Origin of the sequence: Aliidongia dinghuensis, from assembly GCF_014643535.1 — a bacterium.
GTDB classification, from domain to species: domain Bacteria; phylum Pseudomonadota; class Alphaproteobacteria; order ATCC43930; family CGMCC-115725; genus Aliidongia; species Aliidongia dinghuensis.
On record NZ_BMJQ01000012.1, the window covers coordinates 62,023 to 83,237 of the forward strand.

Sequence of the window (21,215 nt, forward strand, 5' to 3'; positions counted from 1 at the left end):
GCCCATGCAGCCGACCAGCCACGCCTTCAAGGCGAACGTTCGCGAAGCCCTTGTCGATACGACCCTCCAGCGGGCGCTCGACAACATGAGGACGGGTTTTCCGGCCAAGCGTTTGTTGGCTATCAGCCGGCTGCCCGAGTTCGACGCGCTCAGGGACCAGGGGCGCGCGATCAAGAACCACACGCTCGAAAACCTGGATTTCTATCTCGAGACATTCGAGCGCAACGTGTCGCGCGCCGGCGGCCATGTCCATTGGGCGCGCACGCCCGAGGAGGCGCGCCAGATCGTGCTCGACATCTGCCGCTCGGTCGACGCCAAGACGGTGACCAAGGGCAAGTCGATGATCTCGGAAGAGATCGAGCTCAACGAGTTCCTCGAGCACCAGGGGCTGGTGCCGGTCGAGACCGATCTCGGCGAATACATCATCCAGCTCAGGCACGAGGCGCCGAGCCACATCATCGCGCCGGCGATCCATCTGGTGAAGGAGCAGGTCGAGGAGGCATTCCGCGCCAGCCACACCGACCTGCCGCCGGACCGGCCGCTGTCGGAGCCGCGCGAATTGACCGACGAGGCGCGCGCGGTGCTGCGCCGCCGCTTCCACGAGGCCGACGTCGGCATCACCGGGGCGAATTTCCTGATCGCTGAGACCGGGTCGACAGTCATCGTGACCAACGAGGGCAACGGCGACCTGACCCAGACCCTGCCCAAGGTCCATCTGGTGCTGGCCTCGCTCGAAAAGGTCGTGCCCACGCTCGAGGATGCGACGACGATCCTGCGCCTGCTCGCCCGCTCGGCGACCGGCCAGGAATTCTCGAGCTACACGACCTTCTCGACCGGACCGCGCCGGCCGGGCGACCTGGACGGGCCGGAGCAGTTCCATGTCGTGCTGCTCGACAACGGCCGCAGCGGCATGCTCGGCACCGAATTCCAGGACATGCTGCGCTGCATCCGCTGCTCGGCCTGCATCAACCATTGCCCGGTCTATTCGTCGGTCGGCGGCCATGCTTACGGCTGGGTCTATCCCGGCCCCATGGGCTCGGTGCTGACGCCGAGCCTGATCGGCGTCGAGGAGGCGGGCAACCTGCCGAACGCGTCGACCTTCTGCGGCAAGTGCGAAAGCGTCTGTCCGATGCGCATCCCGCTGCCCAAGATGATGCGGCACTGGCGCGAGCGCGAGTTTGAGCGGAACCTTTCGCCGGCGCCATTCCGCTGGGGCTTGAAGCTCTGGGCCTATTTCGCCAAGCGGCCGAAGCTCTACCGCCTTGGCGCCAACCTGGCGGCCAGAACCCTGGGCCGCATGGGCCGCGACAGCGGCCGCTTCAGCCGCCTGCCGCTCGCGGGCGGCTGGACCGGCGGGCGCGACCTGCCGGCGCCCCAGGGCAAGAGCTTCATGGAGCAATGGCAGGCCCGCACGGAACAAGCCCGCCGGCGGGAGGCGGCATGATGGAGGACGCGCGCAGCCAGATCCTCACCGGCATCCGCAAGTCGCTGAAGCGTGGGCCCTTGGGCGAGGCCGCGGCCGCCGTCGGGCCGGCCAGCCGCATCGCCGAGCACAGGCCGGGCCTCATCCCTGCCCGCACGACGTCGCTCGACCGCCAGGGCTTGCGCGACCTGTTCGTGAAGATGGCCGAGGAGGTGCAGACCACGGTGACGCGCGTCGCCGACGCGGCGGCGGTGCCGGGCGCCGTCGCCGATTATCTGGCGCGCCACAACCTGCCGGCCGAGATCGCCATGGCGCCCGATCCGGCGCTCGACGCCTATCCCTGGGCCGACCGGCCGCTGCTGCGCATCCGCCGCGGCCGAGCCGAGGACCATGACCAGGTGAGCGTCACCGCAGCCTTCGCCGCGATCGCCGAGACCGGCACCTTGATGCTGACCTCGGGCCATGACCGGCCGACCACGCTCAACCTGATGCCCGACACCCATATCGTCGTGCTGCGCGCCGACCAGGTGGTGGGGCCGTACGAGACGGCGTGGGCGCGGCTCCGCGCGCAATACGAGGGCAACGCCATGCCGCGCACGGTCAATTTCATCACCGGCCCGTCGCGCACCGGCGACATCGAGCAGCGCATCCAGCTGGGCGCCCATGGTCCGCGCCGCCTGCACATCGTCCTGGTCGACGGACCGGACGGCGAAGCCGCCTGAGACGCGGGAATGGTCCGGCAGGGGATGAACGGCCGGCGGGTCCGCGCCATGACGAGCGTGGAGCGCGCGCTGTGGCGTGCCGCCATGCGCGATGTCGAGCCCCTGCCCGGCCATGTCTTGCCGCCGGAGCCGCCGAAGCCGGCCGCGGAGCCGGTGGCACCGCCGCCATCGCCCACGGCCGCGTCGGTTGGGGCGGCGGTAGTGGTCGCGAAGCCGCATCCCGTGCCGGCCGAGCTGCCGCCGCTCACTTATGCCCGCACGCCCGGCCTCGACCGGCGGACGTCGGAGCGGCTGAAGCGCGGGCAGCTGCCGATCGAAGGCCGGCTCGACCTGCACGGCATGACCCAGGACCAGGCGCGCCGGGCGCTCGACCATTTCATCGGCCATGCCTACGAGCGCGGGCTGCGGGCCGTGCTGGTCATCACCGGCAAGGGCCTGAAGCCGCGGGCCGTGGATCGAAAGCCGGGCGACGCCGATCCGTGGGAGGCGGCGCCCGGCGTCTTGAAGCACCAGACGCCGCGCTGGCTGAACGAGGCGCCGAACCGCGGGCGCGTGCTGGCCTTCACCCCGGCGCAGCCGCGCGACGGCGGGTCGGGCGCGCTCTATGTGCTGATCCGCCGGCACCGGGCGTGAGGGGTGCATGACACCGTTCGGCGCGCGACTTCGCGCACTCCGCGAGGAGCGCGGCCTTACGCTTACGCGCATGGCGGCCGACCTCGGCCTGTCCGCGGCCTATCTCTCAGCACTCGAGCACGGCAAGCGCGCCCGGCCGACGCCGGGCCTGGTCCGGCAGATCTGCGGCTATCTGGGCATCATCTGGGACGATGCCGACGAGCTGCAGTTGCTCGCCAAGCGCTCGCGCCCGAAGGTGACGGTCGATACCGGCGGCCTCTCCCCGCTCGCGACCGAATTCGCCAATCTGCTGGCCGACCGCATCGGCGACATCGACCAGGAGACGCTCGGCCGGCTGCTCGACCTGGTCCGCGAGGTGCCGGCGCCGCCGCGTCGTCATCGTCGTTGACCATCGCACCCGTAAGCATGGCTAAGCGATTGTTAACGGCCGGGACCGTAGTATCCTCACGCCGGAGGACTATCGAGGAGGTGTCGCACCATGGGCGATGACCTGCGCCAGGCCGACCTGTCGAGCCTGACGATCAATCAGATGACGAAGGAACAGCGGGCCGAGTTGCGCCGGCGGTTCGAGGAATTCGTTTCCGCCTTCACCAAGCACAATCCCAACGCCCGCATCACCGCGGCACCCAAGGTCCGCAAATGGGTGCCGGGCATGAAGAAATAGCGACGGCCCGAAAACCCTCGCCCGCGGAGCAGGAGAGGGTGCTGAGCGCCAGCGAAGCGGGTGAGGGTCGCGCCGCTGCGACACCCTCACCCTCCGTCTCCCTCTCCCGCAAGCGGGCGAGGGAGAGAATGCCCTACAGAATGAACTTCGACAGGTCGGCGTTCTTGGCGAGCTCGGCCACGTGGCTGCGCACGTAGGGGCGGTCGACCGTGACGACGGTGCCCGGCGGCATGTCGGTCGCCTCGAAGCTGATCTCCTCCAAGAGCCGTTCCAGCACGGTATGGAGCCGGCGCGCGCCGATGTTCTCGATCGTGCTGTTGATCTCGACCGCGAGCCGGGCGAGCTCGTCGATCGCGTCCGGCTCGAAGCCGAGCGTCACGCCTTCCGTGCCGAGCAGCGCCACATACTGCTTGATCAGGCTTGCCTCGGTTTCGGTCAGGATGCGGCGGAAGTCGTCCTGGGTGAGTGGCTTGAGCTCCACCCGGATCGGCAGGCGGCCCTGCAGCTCCGGCAGCAGGTCGGACGGCTTCGCCACCTGGAAGGCACCGGACGCGATGAACAGGATATGGTCGGTCTTGACCGGCCCATGCTTGGTCGCGACCACCGTGCCTTCGATGAGCGGCAGCAGGTCGCGCTGCACGCCCTCGCGGCTGACGTCGGCACCGCCGCGCTCCGACCGGGCGCAGATCTTGTCGATCTCGTCGATGAACACGATGCCGTTCTGCTCGACCGCCTGGACCGCCTCGCGCGTCACGACGTCGCTGTCCAGGAGCTTGTCGCTCTCCTCCGCCATCAGCACCGCATAGCTCTCGGAAACCGTCAGCTTGCGCGGCTTCGTGCGCTGGCCGCCGAGCTTGCCCATGAGCTCGCCCAGATTGATCATGCCGACCTGGGCGCCGGGCATGCCCGGGATCTCGAAGGTCTGGCCCGAGGTGTCGGCGACCTGGATCTCGATCTCCTTGTCGTCGAGCTGGCCCTCGCGCAGCATCTTGCGGAACTTGGAGCGCGTGTCGGCCGACGCGGTCGGGCCGACGAGCGCGTCCAGCACCCGCTCCTCGGCCGCGAGTTCGGCCTTGGCGGTCACTTCCTTGCGCAGGCGTTCCCGCGTGAGCCCGATCGCGGCTTCGACCAGGTCGCGCACGATCTGCTCGACGTCGCGGCCGACATAGCCCACCTCGGTGAACTTGGTCGCCTCGACCTTGATGAACGGCGCCTGGGCGAGCCTCGCCAGGCGGCGCGCGATCTCGGTCTTGCCGACGCCGGTCGGGCCGATCATCAGGATGTTCTTGGGCAGCACCTCCTCGCGCAGCGCCTCGGGCAGCTGCTGGCGGCGCCAGCGGTTGCGGAGCGCGATTGCGACCGCGCGCTTGGCATCGTGCTGACCGATGATGAAGCGGTCGAGTTCCGAGACGATCTCCCGGGGACTGAAGGCGGCGGTCATAGATCGATGCTCTCAAGCGTGATGTTGGTATTGGTGTAGACGCAGATCCCGGCGGCGATGGCCATGGAGCGGCGGACGACCTGCTCGGCGTCGATGCCGTCGACCGGGGCGAGCGCACGGGCAGCCGCCAGCGCGAACGAGCCGCCGGAGCCGATGCCGATGATGCCGTCCTCGGGCTCGAGCACGTCGCCGGTGCCCGACAGGATGAGCGAGGCCTGCTTGTCGGCGACCGCCATCATCGCCTCGAGCCGGCGCAGGTAGCGGTCGGTGCGCCAGTCCTTGGCGAGCTCGACCGCGGCGCGGGTCAATTGGCCCTGGTACTGCTCGAGCTTGGCTTCGAGCCGCTCGAACAACGTCATGGCATCCGCCGTGGCGCCGGCGAAACCGGCGATGACCTGGCCGTCGCCCAGGCGGCGGACCTTGCGGGCATTGGACTTGACGATGGTCTGGCCCATCGAGACCTGGCCGTCGCCCGCCAGCACGACCTTGTTGCCCTTGCGCACGCACAGGATCGTCGTGCCGTGCCAAGTGGCGTCGCGTTCAGACATGAGGGTTCCACTTCACCTTTGCCGGCCTCCCATTGAGCGCCGGCGCGAAGTCCCCATGTGGGCGACGGGTTGCAGGAGGTCAAGCACCCGCCTCGGCGGCCCGGGCGTGGCGGTTCAGACCTCCGGCCGCTCCAAGAATTGCCACAGCGGCTCGAGCGACAGATGGACCGCGAGCGCAGCGTCCAGATGAGTGGGGTCGCCCGGGTCGAAGCGATTTTGGGTGGCGAGCATTAGGAATCCGCCGTTCGGGGTCTCTTCGACGATTGCCGTCGGCGGCGGCGCGATCTCGTGGCACCAGGGTGCGGCGACATAGGTCATCCAGCCGCCGTGGCAGCGCGCCTGCTCCATCATCGGCGGTTCGCCCAGCCAATGCTGGATCATCTCAAGCGGCCGGACGTTGCCGGTCATCGGCTCCCAGGCGTCGATGAGAGCGAGCAGGATCGGTTTCAGTGTCGCGGCTGAAAGCAGCGCTGTGTTCGCGGGCTCCGGTGGCTCGAACGCGATGCCGACATGGTTCACCATGTCGTTGCCCCAGTCGAGGCCGCTCCGGTCCGAGCCCGCCTGGATGATCAGGCTGGCGTGGTTCGGGCCCTGCTCACCGTTCCAGGCCGTAAGGTCGAAGCCTTGGTCGGCATCCGGTTCGTCGGCCGAGGTCGGCAGATGGCTCTCGGCAAGCCGGCGCGCCAGACTCGACGGCGCCAGCGGCAGCGGCACTGCCGCCTCAGCCGGCGTCGCACCGATCTCGAACCATCGCCGGACGCGTGCGTCGCAGCGCGCCAGGTTTTCCTGCATGCGCGCGAAGCGCCGGGCGATCGCACCGGCATCTTCCCGCCGTGCCGGCCAGGCAACGTCGAGCAGCACGGGCGCCCGCACCAGATCGGACAGCACTCGCGTCATCGGGCAGCCTCCGTCTCGTTTGAATCCCGGTCCAGGCCCACGTCGTCCAGGCCCACATCGGGCGGCCACGGCATCTCACTGAGCGGTGCCAAGCTCTCCTGGATCGCGTCGAAGGCCGCGAGATCGCGCGGATTCGAGGCGTCGAATCGATTTTCGCTCGCACTCAACAGCAAGCCGCCATCCGGGACGGGTTCGACGATTGCGCCGGGTGGCGGCTTGATCCGCCGCGCCAAGGCCGGCGCCAGATAGGTCAGCCAACCGGCTTCGACGCATGCGCTGCGGTCGACCGTCAAACCCGGCGGTCGGACGCGCCCGACCGCCGGTTGCCAGGCCTCGACCAACGCCAGAAGCATTTTTTTCAATAGTGCCGCCGAGACCTGGTCCTCCGCCGCACCGGATACGATGATATAGATCCGGTTCGGCAAGTCGCGACTGGCCGTCGCGGGCATGCCGATCGCAGCCGAAAACCGCAACGGCGGCGTGAATGCATTGTTATGAGCATGCACCTGAAATAGCTGCGGCGTAACGGGCTGCCCACGGCTGTCTCGCCATCGCCCCCGGTCGATCCGACGCGCCATCGGTGCCACCTGCGGCGGCATGGTCGAGAATGGAACGCTCACCTCGCGCCGGGTCCAACCACCCTCACACCAGCGATCGAGCCGCGCGTCGCATCGGCCGAAATTCTCGATCATCCGCACCATTCGCTCGGCGCACTGCGCGGCGCTTTCCGGCCGCCCCTGCCACTTGAGGAAAATCCACGTTTGCTCGGACGGCATTTCGAAAGCCATAATTCCTCGCCTTCAGTAACGGGGAGAAAATTGTCGTAGGTGGAGTATAGATCACGTCGATATTGGTCAGATTCAAGTCAGCAAAATGAGCTCTCATAAAATCGGCAACACGCTTTTCGGCAAAATGCCACTCGACGCGTCGCCCACCCGCGTTATCTAATTCGCGAATAGCGAGCTCGTCGAAATCCTTTACGGTGTCATCCCACCAAAAAAGATCCATCATAGCTTCGTATCCAGGCCCCTTTGCTTCCAGTAGAGCGCCGGTCACTGGATTGCAGCCGTCATATACTTGACCATTGAACCAAATGGCCAAACCGGGCGGTAGCCCTGTTATTTGCCACTGGTAGGCCTGGGCACGCGGGCTGGCGCCGTGGGGGTGATCTGGCCCCGGATCAGGGCAAACCTGCGGTTCATCGGTCGTGCTTACCGCACGAGCTTGCGTAACCGGGGGCGATTTGTCTGAAACGGCATCGATCCGGTCGATGTCGACCCGAAAGCCGCGACCGAGATCGCTGCCGATGACGGTCCCTTGGGGATCGCGGTACAGACCATCGCTACCGGCGCGGCCTTGGTAAAGCTGCGTGCGACTTCCGTCTGGCGCGGTTCTGTAGAGCGACAGGTGGCCTTCGTCATATCGGTAATCGACGTCAGGGCGACCGTCCAAGGTGCCTTGATAGGTATTCCAATTGCCGGATGGGTAGACGAGCCCCGCGAGCAGTCCGGCCGCGCTGCCCGCGACGCCCGCAAGTGCTGCCCGGGCGGCGGTGGCGATGGCCGATGCATCGATTGCGGCCTCCGCGAATCCCATGCCTTCCGCAGCCGTCGCGAGAGCGCCGCCAACGGTCCATTCGCCGTTGGGTTTCCGCGGCTCCTGATCGTCATAGCCACCCTTTAGCAGGCCACCCGCGGACGGCGGTTCCTGTGCTGCGAGCGGCAGCTGCAAACCCAACAGCTGCGCCCGCACCAGATTCCCGCCGTTGAGCGCGTCGGCGATGCGCGAGAGCTGCCGGGGATCTGCCCCCGCTTTCGCCATCCGCGGGACAAGCGCGAGTTCATTCTTGTCGAGTGCCCGATAGGCGCCGCCCGGCAGCCGGCGCACAAGTTCGCAATCCGGGCCGAACGCGACGCCTTCATGGTCGACAACGAGCCCTCTGCGAGCATCGTCGCGTGTGTGAAGTCGGCGCACCTGTTCTTGTGGATCAAACATTCGGTCTCGCTACCTCAGATGGTGGCGAGCAACCTACCTTGAAGCCGTGAAAAGAACAAACAAAGAACGAAACTTTTTCGCGCCATGCGACCGGCGAGTCGTCCAGCCGTCCATCTCCTCCCTCGCCCACCGCTGGGCAGCCCCGTTTCCAGCGGCCTTCCGCGCGAGAACGGAACTTGCTAGAAACCGGGAACAGCCAAGCGCTTTTGCAGATTTCGAGGGAGTGCGGCCCGGTGCGCCAGGCGACGGTCGAGCGGAATACCAAGGAGACCCGGATCAAGGCGACGGTGCGCCTGGACGGGACCGGCCAATACAAGGTTTCGACCGGTATCGGCTTCCTCGACCATATGCTGGAAAATTTCTCGCGCCATAGCCTGATCGACCTCGAACTCGAGGCGAAGGGCGACCTGCATATCGACTTCCATCACACGACCGAGGACAGCGGCATCACGATCGGCCAGGCCGTCAACCAGGCGCTGGGCGACCGGCGCGGCATCCGGCGCTATGCCGATGCGCTCATCCCGATGGACGAGACTTTGACGCGCGTGGCGCTCGACCTTTCCAACCGGCCCTATCTGATCTGGAAGGTCAATTTCACCCGCGACAAGCTCGGCGAGATGGATACCGAGCTGTTCAAGGAATGGTTTCAGGCCTTCGCCCAGGCGGCCGGCGTGACGCTGCACGTCGAGAACCTCTACGGCGAGAACAACCATCATATCGTCGAGAGCTGCTTCAAGGCGTTGGCCCGCGCGCTCCGCGCCGCCATCGAGATCGATCCGCGCCAGGCCGAAGCCGTGCCCTCGACCAAGGGCACGCTCGGCGGCACGCTCTAAGGCGGTCCTACCCATGCAGCGCTGCGTCATCATCGACTACGGCTCGGGCAACCTGCGCTCGGCCGCCAAGGCGTTCGAGCGGGCGGCCGCGGAGGCCGGGCTCGACATCGCGATCGAGGTCTCGGCCGATGCCGCGGCCTTGGCCCACGCCGACCGTATCGTGCTGCCGGGCGTCGGCGCCTTCGCCGACTGCCGGCGCGGCCTCGACGCCGTCGAGGGCTTGGTGGACGCCCTCCAGCAGCGCGTCATCCGCGATGCGGTGCCATTCATCGGCATCTGCGTCGGCATGCAGCTCGTGGCCGAGCGCGGGCTCGAGTTCCAGACGAGCCGCGGCCTCGGCTGGCTCGCCGGCGACGTGGTGGCGATCCCGCCGGCGCCGGGCCTCAAGATCCCGCACATGGGCTGGAACGATCTCCGCATCCTGGCCGACCATCCGGTGCTGGATGGTATCAAGACCGGCGATCACACCTATTTCGTCCACAGCTTCAAATTCGCCGCGGCGGCGTCCGACATCCTCGCGACGGTTGAATATGGCGGCCCGGTTGCCGCGGTGGTCGGACGGGACAATATGGTGGGAACGCAGTTCCACCCCGAGAAGAGCCAGGCTGTCGGCCTGAAGCTCATCGGCAATTTTCTGAAGTGGCGTCCCTGATGGCTGTCGCCCAGACTCATAAGCCCTCGATCTCGGTCGAGCGCCTCACCCGGTTCGACAAGACGGACCTGGCGGACCTTTGCGATGCAGCCGATGCCGCGATCGAGGCCGGCGGCGGCTTCGGCTGGGTCAAGCCGCCGCCGCGCCATGTCTTCGAATCCTACTGGAAGGGCGTGCTGCTGGTGCCGGAGCGGCACCTGTTCGTCGGCCGGCTCGACGGCACGATTGCGGCCTCGGCCCAGCTCGTGCGCCCGACCCGCAACAACGAGGCCCAGGCCTTCTCGGCCCAGCTGATGCACCATTTCGTCGCCCCCTGGGCGCGCGGTCATGGCTTGGCCAAGCTCGTGACACTCGCGGTCGAGCAGGCGGCGCGCGACCATGGCGTCAGCATGGTCAACCTCGACATCCGCGAGACGCAGATCGCCGCGATCCAGCTCTACGAGGGGCTGGGCTACACCCGCTGGGGCGTGCATCCGCACTATGCCAAGGTAGAAGGCCGGATGATCCGCGGCTTCTACTATTACAAGTTCCTGGACCCGGCGGCCGAGGCAGACACCTTGAGCGAAGCCGCCCTGACCAACCCTGGAGAAGCGCCGTGATTCTGTACCCGGCGATCGATTTGAAGGATGGGCGCTGCGTCCGGCTGCTGCGCGGCGACATGGCCGCGGCGACGGTGTTCGCGGCGGCGCCGGCCGACCAGGCGCGCCAGTTCGCCGATGCCGGCTTCGAATGGCTGCATCTGGTCGACCTGAACGGCGCCTTCGCCGGGCGTCCCGTCAATGGCGACGCGGTCGAGGCGATCCTGGCCGCGGTCTCCCTGCCGGTGCAGCTGGGCGGCGGCATCCGCGATCTCTCGACCATCGACTTCTGGCTCGACCGCGGTGTCAGGCGGGTGATCCTCGGCACGGCGGCTGTCACCGACCCGGACCTGGTCCGCACGGCCTGCCAGCGCCATCCGGGCTGCATCGTCGTCGGCATCGACGCGCGCGACGGCATGGTCGCGGTCGAGGGTTGGGCGCGGACGTCGGAGGTGCGCGCCCTCGACCTGGCGCTCCGCTTCGAGGACGCGGGCGTCGCAGCCATCGTCTATACCGACATCGACCGCGACGGCGCCTTGGGCGGCGTCAATGTCGAGGCGACGGCCGATCTCGCCTTCGCGCTCACCACGCCGGTGATCGCGTCCGGCGGCGTCGCCTCGCTCGCCGACCTGCGCAGCCTCAAGGCGGTCGAGAAGACCGGCGTCGAGGGCGTCATCTGCGGCCGCGCGCTCTATGACGGCCGGCTCGACCCGGCGGCGGCCTTGAAGCTGTTGGCGGAGCCCGTCTGATGCTGAAGATGCGGGTCATCCCCTGCCTCGACGTCAAGGACGGGCGGGTCGTCAAGGGCGTCAACTTCGTCGACCTGCGCGATGCCGGCGACCCGGTCGAGCAGGCGCGGATCTATGACGCGGCCGGCGCCGACGAGTTGTGCTTCCTCGACATCACGGCGAGCGCCGAGGAACGCGACACGCTCTACGACGTGGTCCGGCGCACGGCCGAGCAATGTTTCATGCCGCTCACCGTCGGCGGCGGCGTGCGCAAGGTCGAGGATATCCGCAAGCTGCTCCTGGCTGGCGCCGACAAGGTGTCGATCAACACGGCGGCGGTGGCGCGGCCGGAATTCGTGCGCGAGGCGGCCGAGAAGTTCGGCGCGCAATGCATCGTCGTCGCGGTCGACGCCAAGGCGACCGGGCCCGGCCAATGGGGCGTCTTCACCCATGGCGGCCGGCGCGAGACGGGGCTCGACGCGATCGAATGGGCGCGCCGCATGGCCGATTACGGCGCCGGCGAGATCCTGCTGACCTCCATGGATCGGGACGGCACCAAGTCTGGCTTCGACCTGGCCTTGACTCGCGCGGTCGCCGACGCGGTCACGGTGCCGGTCATCGCGTCCGGCGGCGTCGGCTCGCTCGACGACCTGGTCGACGGCATCCGCGAGGGCCATGCGACGGCGGTGCTCGCCGCCTCGATCTTCCATTTCGGCACGCACACGATCGCCGAAGCCAAGGCGCGGCTCGCCGAAAGCGGGATCGCGGTGCGCTGATGAGGGGGCGCTGATGGGGCCGCTCGACAAGCTCTACGCCAAGGTCCAGGCCTCGCGCGGCGGCGATCCGACCCAATCCTATACCGCGAAGCTGTTTGAGCGCGGCCGGCCCAAGATTGCGCAGAAACTGGGCGAAGAGGCGGTCGAGGCCGTGATCGAGCTGATGCGCGGCGACAAGCAGGCACTCGTCGGCGAGAGCGCCGACCTGCTTTATCACCTGATGGTCTGCTGGGCCGAGGCCGGCATCACGCCGGACGAGGTCTGGGCCGAGCTCGCCCGGCGCGAAGGGGTGAGCGGCCTCGCGGAAAAGGCCTCGCGCCCGCCTTCCTGACGAAGCCCGCCTGAGACGATCTTAATAGCAAAAGGATCTTTGCCTTGTCCTATGATCCGTCGAACGTGTTTGCCCGCATCCTGCGCGGCGAGATCCCGTGCAAGAAGGTGTATGAGGACGCCCATGTGCTGGCGTTCCACGACATCAATCCGCAGACGCCGACCCATATCCTGGTGATCCCCAAGGGCGCCTATGTGTCGTTCGACGATTTCTCGGCCAAGGCCTCGGCCGAGGAGATCGCCGCCTTCGTGCGGGCCGCGGGCCAGATCGCGCGCGACGCCGGGCTCGACCAGCCCGGCTATCGCGTGCTCTCGAACATGGGCCGTGACGGGCACCAGGAGGTGCCGCATTTCCACCTGCATATCTTCGGCGGCCGACCCCTGGGCCGCATGGTCCCCAAGGCCGAGTAGCTACTCGTAGCGCAGCGCCAGCACCGGCCGGCGCCGTGCCACCTGCAGCGCGTGATAGAGCGTGGTGCCGCTGGCGATCGCGAGCGCCACCGCGGCTGAGCCCAGGAACACGAGCGGGTTCAGGCTGATCCGATAGGCGAAACCGTCGAGCCAACGGGTCATGACGAGATAGGCGAGCGGCCAGGCAATCGCGTTCGCCAGCAGCACCGGCTTGGCGAACTCCCAGATCAACAGCTTCAGGATGTCCGTGGTCGAGGCACCCATGGCCTTGCGGATGCCGATCTCCTTGGTGCGCCGCTCGGCGGTGAAGGCGGCGAGGCCGAAGAGCCCAAGGCAGGCGATCAGCACGGCGACGAGCGCGAAGCCGGCGAAGACCTGACCCTGGCGCGTCACGTCGCGATAGAGCTTCTCGATCCGGTCGTCGACGAATTGGCGCTGGATCGGCCGGGTCGTGACCATCTCCTGCCAGATCCGGTCGATCGCGGCCAGGGTCTCGGGCACGCGATCGCCGGTCAGCTTGATGTTGAGATAGTTGGACCAGTCGGGCTCGACCAGGAACACGCTCGGCCGGATCGGCGCCCGGATCGTCGAGAGCGGGAAGTCCGGCACGACGCCGACAATGCGGCGCGGCTGGGATCCGTTGTTGCCCTCGATATCCATGGCCAACTCCTGGCCGATCGCCTTCTCAGGCGAGGCGAAGCCGAACAGCTTGACCGCGGACATATTGAGGACGGCCGTGCCTTCGACCCCGGCTTGCTCGGGCGTCGCATCGTCGCCATGGTCGCGGCCGAAGCTGCGGCCGGTGATCGGCTTGATGCCGTAGAGCTCGAAGAAGCCGAAGCCCTGCGTCACGCGTCCGGCGATGATCGCCCGTCCGGCCGGATCGCCATTCAGGTGCCAGGTGGTAGACGACATGGAATGGGCATCCGGGATGACCCAGGAGTCAGCGACTGCCTTGACCCCCGGCAGTGCGGCGAACCGGTCGCGCATGCGCCCGACCGTCGCCTGGTCATGGGAGAAGAGCCCGTCGGGGCTCGCCCGGCCGGGAATCCCGTCCAGCGACACGGCGACGATCAGGTTCTTGTCGAAATGGAGGCTGTCGCTGGTCGCGAATTCCGTCTGGCGATAGATGATGGCCGTCGCGATCAGGAGCGTGATCGAGATGGCGTATTGCAGCACGACCAAGACCTGACGCAGCGTGCCGGAACCCTGGGCGGCCGCGGCCCCTTTGAGCACGGTGGCTGGGCGGAAGCTCGACAGCACGAGCGCCGGGTAGAAGCCGGCGATGAGGCCGATCGCGATTGCCAGCAGCGGCAGGCCCACGAACAGCAGCGGGTCGCGCCAATACGCGAAGGTGATGGTGCGGTCGAGGAAGCCGTTAAAGCCCGGCAGCGCCAGCTCGACCAGGGCCGCAGCCAGGACGAGGGCGGCCAGCGCGTAGGCCACCGATTCCCCCATGAACTGGCCGATCAACTGGCGGCGCGTGGCGCCGGCCGCCTTGCGCACGCCGACCTCGAGCGCCCGGCGCGTGGCGCGTGCCGTCACCAGATTGACGAAATTGATGCCGGCGACGACCAGCACCAGCACGCCCGTAGCCGAGATGGCATAGACGGTGGCGAGATCGCTCGAGTTGTTGTAGTCGCCAAGCTCGCGGCCGTGCAGGTGGATGGACGCGATCGGCTCCAGGAAGCCGCTGCGCGGCGGCGCTCCGGACTGGTCCTGGGGATAATGGGCATCAATGAAGGCCGGCAGCCGCGCGTCGACCGTGGCAATCGACGCCCCGGGCTTCAGGCGGACGTAAATGTTGCTGTCGGTATTGTATTCGCCGGGCAGCGGCGGCGGCAGCTTGTCGGCCTTGGCGAGCGTGCTCACCGGCACGAGGCTCGACAGGAAGGCCTGAAGACCGTGAAGCTGGGTGTTGGACGGCAGGTCCTCGAACACGGCGCCGACCCTGACCGTGATCGAGTGGTCGAGCTCCAAGGTCTGGCCCAGGCAATCCTCGGTGCCGAAATACTTGAGCGCCATCGCGCGCGACAACGCGATCGAATCCGGCGTGGCGAGCGCGGTGTCAGGCGTGCCCTTGATCAGCTTGAAGCCCAGTACCTTGAAGAAGTTGGGGTCGGCCGACTGCATGGACTCGGTCGCTTCGATCTGGTCATGACGGACGCCGTACGTGCCGCCCATGACGCGCGTCACTTCGGCCAATTCCGGAAAACTCTCGCGCAGCAATGCTGCCAGCCCATGCGGCGTGCTGGCGAAGGTCATGGTCCGTCCATCCGTGTCGGTATCGACCGACTGCATGCGATAGACCTGCTCGTAGTCCGGCAGGAAGCGCTCGAACGTCACCTCGTCGCGCACATAGAGCCCGATCAGGATTGCGGTCGCGAGGCCCAGGGCCAGGCCGAACAGGTTGATCGCCGCATGCAGCTTGTTGCGGACCAGGTTGCCGAGGGCGGCCGAGAGATAATTGCCGAACATGGGGCCTCTCTGTGAGTCAGGCGGCTCTTGGGGGTCAGGCGGCGAGCAGTGTCGCGGCGACGATCTGGCCGTCGAGCATATGGACCTGGCGCTGGGCGTAGGCCGCGTGCGACGGCGAGTGGGTGACCATGACGACGGTCGTGCCGGCGGTGGCGACCTCGGTCAAGAGGCCCATGACCTGGTCGCCGTTCGCCGTGTCGAGATTGCCGGTCGGCTCGTCGGCCAGGATCAGCCTGGGCCGGCCGACGAGTGCGCGGGCGACGGCGACGCGCTGCTGCTGGCCGCCCGAGAGCTGTTTCGGCCGGTGGCTCGCCCGGTGCGCGACATTGACCCGCTCGAGCGCCTCGGCCACGCGCCGCTTGCGTTCGGCCGGTGCCACACCCTGATAGAGCAAGGCCAGCTCGACATTCTCGGCGACCGAGAGATCGTCGATCAGGTTGAAGCTCTGGAACACGAAGCCGATCGTCTGGCGCCGGAGCAGGGTCAGCTTGCGCTCGGGCCAGCGCGAGACCTCCTGATCGAGGAACCAGAATTCACCGCCTGATGGGCTGTCGAGCAGGCCCAGGATGTTGAGCAGGGTCGACTTGCCGCAGCCCGACGGGCCCATGATGGCCAGGAACTCGCCTTGACCGATCTCGAGCGAGATCTCCCGGAGCGCCAGCGTCTCAATCTCGTCGGCGAGATAGGTCTTCGACAGTTGCGCGAGCTTCAGCATGGGCGATGGTCCTTGCGGGCGGAAGGGGCGGGAAAGGCGCGTCAGCGCGTGATGCGGATCTGGTCGATCCGGTCGAGATCGGCATAGTCGGACAGGATGATCTTGTCGCCGGGCTTGAGCCCACCCAGCACCTCGATCTCGGTGCCGTTGCGCCGGCCGGTGCTGATTGGCCGGCGTTGGGCCGTGGTCCCGTCGGCGTCGAGCACGAAGGCCCAGCGGCCGCCGGTCGTCTCCATGAATGGGCCGATCGGCAGGACCAGCGCCGGCTGGTCGTCGCCCAGCTGCAGGCTGCCCTGCAACGCCTCGCCCGGCCGGAGGTCCTGCGGCGCGGCGCCCTCGGCAAAACCCAGCCAGATCTCGAACCGGCCGTTCTTCACCTGTGGGAACACCTTGGTGATGGTGAGCGGGATCTTGCGGCCGTTGCGGGTGAGTGAGACCGCCTGGCCGGCATGGACGCGCGACAGATAGAACTCGTCGACCTCGGCCACGACCTTGAAGCCGGTCGGCCGGTCGATCCGGCCCAGGCGCTCGCCGCGCGCCTTCTGCTCGCCCAGCCGGACGTCGAGCGCCGTCAGCTGGCCTGCGACCGGCGCGCGCACGGTGAGCCCGTCCAGGAGCTTCTTCGCGATCGCCAGGTTGTCCGCGAGATGGGCCGCGATCTCGGTCGCCTGGCCCGCGACCTCGCCATAAAGCGCCGCGTCGCGTTTCTGGCCGTCGAGCGCCACGTCGCGGAGCCGCTTCTGGTAGTCGAGCTGGTCGGTCAGGTTGTCGAACGTCTCCTGCGCGGTGAAGCCGTGGGCGGTGAGCGGCGACTGGCGGCGGATCTGGCGCGAGAGGTTGGTGATGTTGTACTCGGCGTCGGCGACCGCATGAGCGTCGCTCGTGCGCGCTTGCTCGAACTGCAGCTGCACGTTCCGCTGGTTGTTGATCTGCTCGATGATCTGCGTCTCGCGCGCGATCGTCTCGAGCTGCAGGTCGGTGTTGCTGAGCCGCACGAGTGGCTGGCCGGCCGTCACGGTCTCGCCGGCCTCGACCAGGATCTCCTCCACGCGGCCCGCCTCCGTCGTGTCGAGCACGACCGAATCGAGCGCCGCCACCTCGCCGCGCACCGGGATCGCGTCATGGAACACACCCTGGGTCACGGTGCCGATCGTGAGCTTCTCGCGATCGAGCCGGAGGCTGCGCGTGCCCTGACCCAGCAGAAATACGGCGCCGCCGCCTGCCAGCAGCAGGACGACGGTGCCCGCCAGGAGCCGGTTGCTGGGCCAGCGGCGGTGCGGCCGCCGGCGGTCCATCCCGGAGACGACATCGGCGGCGGCAAGGGGCGTATCGGCATGTTTCATGCGAGGGTGAGCAGCAAGGCTCACGCCAAAAGGTAGAATCTTTGAATCTCAATGACTTGATCGTTTGACGCTATGGCAGGGTTGTGCGAATACGGACAGAGAGTGTACGGAATCGGACATGTCGGACACGAACGCCCTTAATAACGCCCTTAATGACGCCCGCATCCTCGTCATCGACGACGACCCGGACATCCTGACCGCGGCGCGGCTGGTGCTCCGGCGCCATGTCGGCACGATCGACATCGCGCGGGCGGCCGAGGGCCTGGCCGACCGGCTCAAGACCGAGCGCTGGGACGTGGTGCTGCTCGACATGAACCTGACCCAGGGCAAGACCGACGGCGCCGACGGCTTCGCCTGGCTCGAGCGCTTGCGGGCGGCGGACCCGGCCGCGTCGGTCGTGCTGATGACCGCGTTCGGCGGGGTCGCGGTCGCGGTCGAGGCGATGAAGCGCGGCGCCAGCGATTTCGTGCTGAAGCCCTGGGCGAACGAGCGGCTGGTCGCGACCGTCATGGCCGGCGTCAGCCTCGCCCGCTCGCGGCGCGAGGCCGACGACCTCCGGCTGCGGCACCAGGCGCTGTCGGCGACGCCGGCGGTCGACGGCGCCACCATCGTCGGAGCGGCACCCGCGATGCGGCGCGTGTTCGAGGTGATCGGCCGCGCGGCACCGACCAACGCCAACGTGCTGGTGCTGGGCGAAAGCGGCACGGGCAAGGAGCTGGTGGCGCGCGAGATCCATCGGCTGTCGGCGCGCGCCAATGGCCCGTTCGTCTCGATCGACTTGGGCGCCGTGTCGGAGAACCTGTTCGAGAGCGAACTGTTCGGCCACCGGAAGGGCGCCTTCACCGACGCGCGTGACGACCGGCCCGGCCGCATCGTGGCGGCGAGCGGCGGCACCCTGTTCCTGGACGAGATCGGCAACCTGCCGCTCTATCTGCAGCGCAAGCTCCTGACCGTGCTCGAGCGGCAGGAGGTGGTGCCGGTCGGCGGCGACCGGCCGGTCTCGGTCGACATCCGCGTCGTGTCCGCGACCAACGTGCCGACGGCCGAGCTGCAGCGCGAGCAGGTGTTCAGGCAGGACCTGCTCTATCGCATCAATACGGTCGAGCTGACCCTGTCGCCGCTGCGCGACCGGCGCGAGGACATTGCGGCGCTGGCCGAGCATTTCATCGCGATCTATGCGCGCAAATACAATGTCGCGCGCCGGCGGCTCTCGGGCGAGGCGCTGGCGCTGCTCGAATCCTATCGCTGGCCCGGCAACGTGCGCGAGCTGAAGCACGCGATCGAGCGGGCGACCATCCTCGCTGCCGGCGACCGGTTCGAGCCTGGTGATTTCCCGGCGGTGACGGTGCCCACGGCCGGCGCCGCGGCCAGCCCGGCGGCTGCCGCGAGCCCGGGCGAGGCGGAGCCCTATGACCTGGACGCGATCGAGCGGCGCACCATCGCCCGAGCACTCGCCGACCATACCGGCAACATCAGCCGCGCCGCCTCGGCGCTCGGCCTGACGCGCGCGGCGCTCTATCGCCGGATGGAGAAGCATGGGCTTTAGCCGCTACCCGCTGGGATTGGCGCTGCGCGTCGGCGGCGTCGCCGGGGCAGCGGCGCTCTTGGGCCTGCTGCTGGTTACGACGGAGTTCTATGCCACCGCCTTCATCGTCGCCGTGCTGCTGGCGGCGGCGCTGGCCGAGCTCACGCGCCATGCCAATGCCATCGGGCGCGACCTGACCCAGGTGACGGAGGCGATCGCGGCCGGCGAGCTCATGCCCGTGCTGCCGCGCCGGCTCGGCCCCCTGGGCGCCCGGCTCGGCCGCGCGATCGACAAGCTGGGTGAGCGCAATGCGGCGCGCGAGACGGCGATTGCGCGACTGAATGCCGAGGTCGAGCACGCGCCGGTGCCGCTCTTGTCCCTGGCCGAGGATGGCCGCATCACGCTCTTGAACCGCGCTGCGCGCCGCTTCTTCGACGGGGTCGATCTCGCCCGGCTCGACCAGGCCGAGGCGCTGTCGCACGATTTCGCCGCGGCGCTGGCGGCCCCGCCGGGCCGGCGCATGGTGCAGGTGCCGCTGCCGGGTGGCGTGGCACGCGTGCTGGTCGCGACGTCGCAGACCATCGCCGGCGGCCGGGCCCAGGCGATCGCCTCCCTGCTCAGCATCGAGGGCGAGCTTGCCCAGAGCGAGCTCAGGGCCTGGTCAGACCTCGTGCGCGTGCTGGCGCACGAGATGATGAACTCGCTGACGCCGGTCGCCTCGCTCGCCGGCACGGCCGAGGCGCTCGTCGCCGAACTCAGGGAGACGCTGCCCGATGCCGAGCCGCCGGCGCTCGATGAGCTGGCGGAGGCGATGGCGGCGATCGCCCGGCGCAGCGCCGGCCTGATGCGCTTCGTCGACGGCTACCGCCGCTTCGCCGAGCCGCCGGAGCCGGTGCGCCGCACCGTGCCGCTCACCGAGGCGTTCGGCCGGGTGCGGGCACTGATGCAGGCATCGCCGGCCGGCGCCGGTGTCGCCTTTGAGGTCGCGGTCGAGCCGCCGGGCCTCTCGGTCGAGGCCGACCCGGACCTCATCGACCAGGCGCTCATCAATCTGGTCAAGAACGCGTTCGAGGCGGTCGCCGGCTGCCCGGCGCCGCGCGTGACGCTGGCGGCGGCGCTCGATGGGCGCGGCCGGGTCGCGGTCACGGTCGAGGATAACGGGCCGGGCCTGCCGCCGGGCGCGGCGGAACAGATCTTCGTGCCGTTCTTCACGACCAAGCCGGCGGGCTCCGGCATCGGCTTGAGCCTGGTGCGCCAGATCATGGTCGCCCATGGCGGCTCGGTCGAGCCGGTCCCCCGTGGCCCGAGCACAACATGTGGCACAAGCACGACATGTGGCATGGGCGCCACATTCCGCCTGACGTTTTGATCACACCCGCAAATTTTCCGCCTTTGGTCTTGCGTAGATGCATCCGAGATCGGATATATCGCTTCCACGGAACGATATGAAGGAGAGCCGTCATGCTGCGTCTCTGGCGCAAGACCGCTGATGGCACGGACCAACAGGCCCTGCCGCCGGTGGTCGAGGTGCGGCACCTCTCGCCCCACCTGCTACGAGATCTGAACCTGCGGGAAGTCGAAGACTTTTTGTCGCTCGAATCCATCCGAGATCGGAAACTTCCCCAGAACAGGTTATTTTAAGGCTTGCACCCGTTCCTCGAACGGGTGCATAGTCCGCCGCGTTTCAACCCCCTCACCACGCAGGAGGACCGCAATGTCGACCATTTACGTGTGCCCACTCACCCGAGTTGGGGTCTTGGTCAACGGCGGCAACCTCCATGGGTTCGCCATGACGGCACCCTGGAAGCGTGGGACGAAGCCGAAAGCAATCGGACAACAAGGGGTTGGAAATGACTGTATTGATCAAGCTTGGTACGTGCCGTCAGCTCTACATTGAGCGAGACCGGTGGTCGACGCCGCAGCAATGGCTGGAATGGCACGTCCAGGAGCGGGAGATCCTGATATGGATCGGTCGTTGGCACCTTATCTATACGCCGGGTCGGTGGCACTCGGCGTCAAGGTCGCTTCCTGATGGTCGGGTCGCCTAAGCCGGACGAGATCACCCTGGTGGTCCGCGTCCTGGAAGAATTCCGGCGGCTCGACCCCGACCTGCCGATCCAATACGCACTGTCGTTCCTGACGATCGCCCAGCGCGAAGGCATGTCGATGGGCGAATTGGCCCAGCACCTCGGCATCGCGCAATCCTCCGCGTCGCGCAATATCGCAGCCCTCTCCAAATGGCATTCCTTCGGCAAGGCCGGTCATGACCTGGTCGAAGCGCACGAAGACCCCCGTGAGCGGCGCCGCAAGCTGGTGAAGCTCACGCCCAAGGGCCAGCGGCTGGTCGAGATCCTCCAGGCCATCATGGGCGGCGACCTGCTCGCCAGCATGCCGGCACCCCAGCCCTCCGCCCCCGAGGCGGAGCCGCCGATGGCCCATCCTGTAGCGGTCGGGGCCCGGCGCCGCGGCGCGCTCAGCCCCGCCGCGACCTGAACGTTCTTCCTTCTCGATTTGCGCGGAAAA

24 protein-coding genes are annotated in these 21,215 nt (G+C 67.9%); 16 read left to right on the forward strand and 8 right to left on the reverse strand.

Annotation, left to right across the window (positions count from 1 at the left end):
• The first annotated feature begins 4 nt into the window (after nucleotides 1-4).
• The 5 genes from IEY58_RS21815 to IEY58_RS21835 all read left to right on the forward strand — a co-directional run bounded on the left by IEY58_RS21815 (nucleotide 5) and on the right by IEY58_RS21835 (nucleotide 3,442).
• On the forward strand, nucleotides 5-1,444 hold the full coding sequence (locus IEY58_RS21815) for a LutB/LldF family L-lactate oxidation iron-sulfur protein (protein ID WP_189049725.1): 1,440 nt from the start codon (nucleotides 5-7) through the stop codon (nucleotides 1,442-1,444).
• The gene (locus IEY58_RS21820; protein ID WP_308422444.1) at nucleotides 1,441-2,145 is read left to right on the forward strand and encodes a LutC/YkgG family protein; all 705 of its coding nucleotides are present in this window, start codon (nucleotides 1,441-1,443) and stop codon (nucleotides 2,143-2,145) included. Before IEY58_RS21815 ends, IEY58_RS21820 begins: the two co-directional genes overlap by 4 nt.
• Nucleotides 2,146-2,154: 9 nt before the next feature.
• Nucleotides 2,155-2,778, forward strand: a complete 624-nt coding sequence (locus IEY58_RS21825) for a Smr/MutS family protein (protein ID WP_229743872.1) — start codon at nucleotides 2,155-2,157, stop codon at nucleotides 2,776-2,778.
• A 7-nt stretch (nucleotides 2,779-2,785) separates the two neighbouring features.
• On the forward strand, nucleotides 2,786-3,166 hold the full coding sequence (locus IEY58_RS21830) for a helix-turn-helix domain-containing protein (RefSeq protein ID WP_189049727.1): 381 nt from the start codon (nucleotides 2,786-2,788) through the stop codon (nucleotides 3,164-3,166).
• A 90-nt stretch (nucleotides 3,167-3,256) separates the two neighbouring features.
• A complete protein-coding gene (locus tag IEY58_RS21835) occupies nucleotides 3,257-3,442 on the forward strand; it encodes a hypothetical protein (RefSeq protein WP_189049729.1) in 186 nt (61 codons plus the stop codon).
• A 133-nt stretch (nucleotides 3,443-3,575) separates the two neighbouring features.
• On the opposite strand, the gene hslU is transcribed toward IEY58_RS21835, so the two are convergent.
• The 5 genes from hslU to IEY58_RS21860 all read right to left on the reverse strand — a co-directional run bounded on the left by hslU (nucleotide 3,576) and on the right by IEY58_RS21860 (nucleotide 8,323).
• The gene (gene hslU, locus IEY58_RS21840) at nucleotides 3,576-4,883 is read right to left on the reverse strand and encodes an ATP-dependent protease ATPase subunit HslU (protein WP_189049731.1); all 1,308 of its coding nucleotides are present in this window, start codon (nucleotides 4,881-4,883) and stop codon (nucleotides 3,576-3,578) included.
• Nucleotides 4,880-5,431: an ATP-dependent protease subunit HslV gene (hslV, locus tag IEY58_RS21845; RefSeq protein ID WP_189049733.1), complete on the reverse strand. Its 552-nt coding sequence runs from the start codon at nucleotides 5,429-5,431 to the stop codon at nucleotides 4,880-4,882. The genes hslU and hslV overlap by 4 nt, the downstream gene beginning before the upstream one ends.
• Nucleotides 5,432-5,545: 114 nt before the next feature.
• Entirely contained in the window at nucleotides 5,546-6,328 is a 783-nt protein-coding gene (locus IEY58_RS21850; protein WP_189049735.1) for an Imm52 family immunity protein, read from the reverse strand.
• Nucleotides 6,325-7,020 carry an Imm52 family immunity protein gene (locus tag IEY58_RS21855; RefSeq protein WP_189049738.1) on the reverse strand — a complete coding sequence of 232 codons (696 nt, stop codon included), beginning with the start codon at nucleotides 7,018-7,020 and terminating at the stop codon, nucleotides 6,325-6,327. Before IEY58_RS21855 ends, IEY58_RS21850 begins: the two co-directional genes overlap by 4 nt.
• Nucleotides 6,971-8,323, reverse strand: a complete 1,353-nt coding sequence (locus IEY58_RS21860; protein ID WP_189049740.1) for a Tox-REase-5 domain-containing protein — start codon at nucleotides 8,321-8,323, stop codon at nucleotides 6,971-6,973. Before IEY58_RS21860 ends, IEY58_RS21855 begins: the two co-directional genes overlap by 50 nt.
• A 233-nt stretch (nucleotides 8,324-8,556) precedes the next feature.
• Between IEY58_RS21860 and hisB the strand changes: the two genes are divergently transcribed.
• From hisB to IEY58_RS21895, 7 genes are read left to right on the forward strand one after another with little or no spacing between them, the layout of a single operon-like run.
• On the forward strand, nucleotides 8,557-9,156 hold the full coding sequence (gene hisB / locus IEY58_RS21865; protein WP_189049742.1) for an imidazoleglycerol-phosphate dehydratase HisB: 600 nt from the start codon (nucleotides 8,557-8,559) through the stop codon (nucleotides 9,154-9,156).
• Nucleotides 9,157-9,169: 13 nt separating this feature from the next.
• Nucleotides 9,170-9,808 (forward strand): imidazole glycerol phosphate synthase subunit HisH, encoded by a 639-nt coding sequence (gene hisH, locus IEY58_RS21870; protein ID WP_189049744.1) that lies wholly within the window; start codon nucleotides 9,170-9,172, stop codon nucleotides 9,806-9,808.
• Entirely contained in the window at nucleotides 9,808-10,407 is a 600-nt protein-coding gene (locus IEY58_RS21875) for a GNAT family N-acetyltransferase (RefSeq protein WP_189049746.1), read from the forward strand. Before hisH ends, IEY58_RS21875 begins: the two co-directional genes overlap by 1 nt.
• Nucleotides 10,404-11,135 carry a 1-(5-phosphoribosyl)-5-[(5-phosphoribosylamino)methylideneamino]imidazole-4-carboxamide isomerase gene (gene hisA, locus IEY58_RS21880; RefSeq protein WP_189049748.1) on the forward strand — a complete coding sequence of 244 codons (732 nt, stop codon included), beginning with the start codon at nucleotides 10,404-10,406 and terminating at the stop codon, nucleotides 11,133-11,135. Before IEY58_RS21875 ends, hisA begins: the two co-directional genes overlap by 4 nt.
• Nucleotides 11,135-11,890 carry an imidazole glycerol phosphate synthase subunit HisF gene (gene hisF / locus IEY58_RS21885; RefSeq protein WP_189049750.1) on the forward strand — a complete coding sequence of 252 codons (756 nt, stop codon included), beginning with the start codon at nucleotides 11,135-11,137 and terminating at the stop codon, nucleotides 11,888-11,890. Before hisA ends, hisF begins: the two co-directional genes overlap by 1 nt.
• A 13-nt stretch (nucleotides 11,891-11,903) precedes the next feature.
• On the forward strand, nucleotides 11,904-12,221 hold the full coding sequence (locus tag IEY58_RS21890) for a phosphoribosyl-ATP diphosphatase (protein ID WP_189049752.1): 318 nt from the start codon (nucleotides 11,904-11,906) through the stop codon (nucleotides 12,219-12,221).
• A gap of 44 nt (nucleotides 12,222-12,265) precedes the next feature.
• Entirely contained in the window at nucleotides 12,266-12,631 is a 366-nt protein-coding gene (locus IEY58_RS21895; protein WP_189049753.1) for a histidine triad nucleotide-binding protein, read from the forward strand.
• Here IEY58_RS21895 and IEY58_RS21900 read toward each other — a convergent pair whose 3' ends face one another.
• From IEY58_RS21900 to IEY58_RS21910, 3 genes are read right to left on the reverse strand one after another with little or no spacing between them, the layout of a single operon-like run.
• Nucleotides 12,632-15,109 carry an ABC transporter permease gene (locus IEY58_RS21900; RefSeq protein WP_189049755.1) on the reverse strand — a complete coding sequence of 826 codons (2,478 nt, stop codon included), beginning with the start codon at nucleotides 15,107-15,109 and terminating at the stop codon, nucleotides 12,632-12,634.
• A 34-nt stretch (nucleotides 15,110-15,143) separates the two neighbouring features.
• Nucleotides 15,144-15,824, reverse strand: a complete 681-nt coding sequence (locus IEY58_RS21905; RefSeq protein ID WP_189049757.1) for an ABC transporter ATP-binding protein — start codon at nucleotides 15,822-15,824, stop codon at nucleotides 15,144-15,146.
• Nucleotides 15,825-15,865: 41 nt separating this feature from the next.
• On the reverse strand, nucleotides 15,866-17,167 hold the full coding sequence (locus tag IEY58_RS21910) for an efflux RND transporter periplasmic adaptor subunit (protein ID WP_189049759.1): 1,302 nt from the start codon (nucleotides 17,165-17,167) through the stop codon (nucleotides 15,866-15,868).
• Nucleotides 17,168-17,285: 118 nt separating this feature from the next.
• Between IEY58_RS21910 and IEY58_RS21915 the strand changes: the two genes are divergently transcribed.
• The 4 genes from IEY58_RS21915 to IEY58_RS21930 all read left to right on the forward strand — a co-directional run bounded on the left by IEY58_RS21915 (nucleotide 17,286) and on the right by IEY58_RS21930 (nucleotide 21,185).
• On the forward strand, nucleotides 17,286-18,713 hold the full coding sequence (locus tag IEY58_RS21915; RefSeq protein WP_189049761.1) for a sigma-54-dependent transcriptional regulator: 1,428 nt from the start codon (nucleotides 17,286-17,288) through the stop codon (nucleotides 18,711-18,713).
• On the forward strand, nucleotides 18,703-20,061 hold the full coding sequence (locus IEY58_RS21920; RefSeq protein ID WP_189049763.1) for a sensor histidine kinase: 1,359 nt from the start codon (nucleotides 18,703-18,705) through the stop codon (nucleotides 20,059-20,061). The genes IEY58_RS21915 and IEY58_RS21920 overlap by 11 nt, the downstream gene beginning before the upstream one ends.
• 92 nt (nucleotides 20,062-20,153) lie before the next feature.
• A complete protein-coding gene (locus IEY58_RS21925) occupies nucleotides 20,154-20,333 on the forward strand; it encodes a hypothetical protein (protein WP_189049765.1) in 180 nt (59 codons plus the stop codon).
• A 390-nt stretch (nucleotides 20,334-20,723) separates the two neighbouring features.
• Nucleotides 20,724-21,185, forward strand: a complete 462-nt coding sequence (locus IEY58_RS21930; protein WP_189049767.1) for a MarR family winged helix-turn-helix transcriptional regulator — start codon at nucleotides 20,724-20,726, stop codon at nucleotides 21,183-21,185.
• The last annotated feature ends 30 nt before the right edge of the window (nucleotides 21,186-21,215 follow it).

Excerpts from the sequence above, each read along its gene's own strand:
- IEY58_RS21815 (WP_189049725.1), top strand. The coding sequence starts at position 5 with ATGCAGCCGACCAGCCACGCCTTCAAGGCGAACGTTCGCGAAGCCCTT.
- IEY58_RS21820 (WP_308422444.1), top strand. The coding sequence starts at position 1,441 with ATGATGGAGGACGCGCGCAGCCAGATCCTCACCGGCATCCGCAAGTCG.
- IEY58_RS21825 (WP_229743872.1), top strand. The coding sequence starts at position 2,155 with ATGGTCCGGCAGGGGATGAACGGCCGGCGGGTCCGCGCCATGACGAGC.
- IEY58_RS21830 (WP_189049727.1), top strand. The coding sequence starts at position 2,786 with ATGACACCGTTCGGCGCGCGACTTCGCGCACTCCGCGAGGAGCGCGGC.
- IEY58_RS21835 (WP_189049729.1), top strand. The coding sequence starts at position 3,257 with ATGGGCGATGACCTGCGCCAGGCCGACCTGTCGAGCCTGACGATCAAT.
- hslU (WP_189049731.1), bottom strand. The coding sequence starts at position 4,883 with ATGACCGCCGCCTTCAGTCCCCGGGAGATCGTCTCGGAACTCGACCGC.
- hslV (WP_189049733.1), bottom strand. The coding sequence starts at position 5,431 with ATGTCTGAACGCGACGCCACTTGGCACGGCACGACGATCCTGTGCGTG.
- IEY58_RS21850 (WP_189049735.1), bottom strand. The coding sequence starts at position 6,328 with ATGACGCGAGTGCTGTCCGATCTGGTGCGGGCGCCCGTGCTGCTCGAC.
- IEY58_RS21855 (WP_189049738.1), bottom strand. The coding sequence starts at position 7,020 with ATGATCGAGAATTTCGGCCGATGCGACGCGCGGCTCGATCGCTGGTGT.
- IEY58_RS21860 (WP_189049740.1), bottom strand. The coding sequence starts at position 8,323 with ATGTTTGATCCACAAGAACAGGTGCGCCGACTTCACACACGCGACGAT.
- hisH (WP_189049744.1), top strand. The coding sequence starts at position 9,170 with ATGCAGCGCTGCGTCATCATCGACTACGGCTCGGGCAACCTGCGCTCG.
- IEY58_RS21875 (WP_189049746.1), top strand. The coding sequence starts at position 9,808 with ATGGCTGTCGCCCAGACTCATAAGCCCTCGATCTCGGTCGAGCGCCTC.
- hisF (WP_189049750.1), top strand. The coding sequence starts at position 11,135 with ATGCTGAAGATGCGGGTCATCCCCTGCCTCGACGTCAAGGACGGGCGG.
- IEY58_RS21890 (WP_189049752.1), top strand. The coding sequence starts at position 11,904 with ATGGGGCCGCTCGACAAGCTCTACGCCAAGGTCCAGGCCTCGCGCGGC.
- IEY58_RS21900 (WP_189049755.1), bottom strand. The coding sequence starts at position 15,109 with ATGTTCGGCAATTATCTCTCGGCCGCCCTCGGCAACCTGGTCCGCAAC.
- IEY58_RS21905 (WP_189049757.1), bottom strand. The coding sequence starts at position 15,824 with ATGCTGAAGCTCGCGCAACTGTCGAAGACCTATCTCGCCGACGAGATT.
- IEY58_RS21910 (WP_189049759.1), bottom strand. The coding sequence starts at position 17,167 with ATGAAACATGCCGATACGCCCCTTGCCGCCGCCGATGTCGTCTCCGGG.
- IEY58_RS21915 (WP_189049761.1), top strand. The coding sequence starts at position 17,286 with ATGTCGGACACGAACGCCCTTAATAACGCCCTTAATGACGCCCGCATC.
- IEY58_RS21920 (WP_189049763.1), top strand. The coding sequence starts at position 18,703 with ATGGGCTTTAGCCGCTACCCGCTGGGATTGGCGCTGCGCGTCGGCGGC.
- IEY58_RS21925 (WP_189049765.1), top strand. The coding sequence starts at position 20,154 with ATGCTGCGTCTCTGGCGCAAGACCGCTGATGGCACGGACCAACAGGCC.
- IEY58_RS21930 (WP_189049767.1), top strand. The coding sequence starts at position 20,724 with ATGGTCGGGTCGCCTAAGCCGGACGAGATCACCCTGGTGGTCCGCGTC.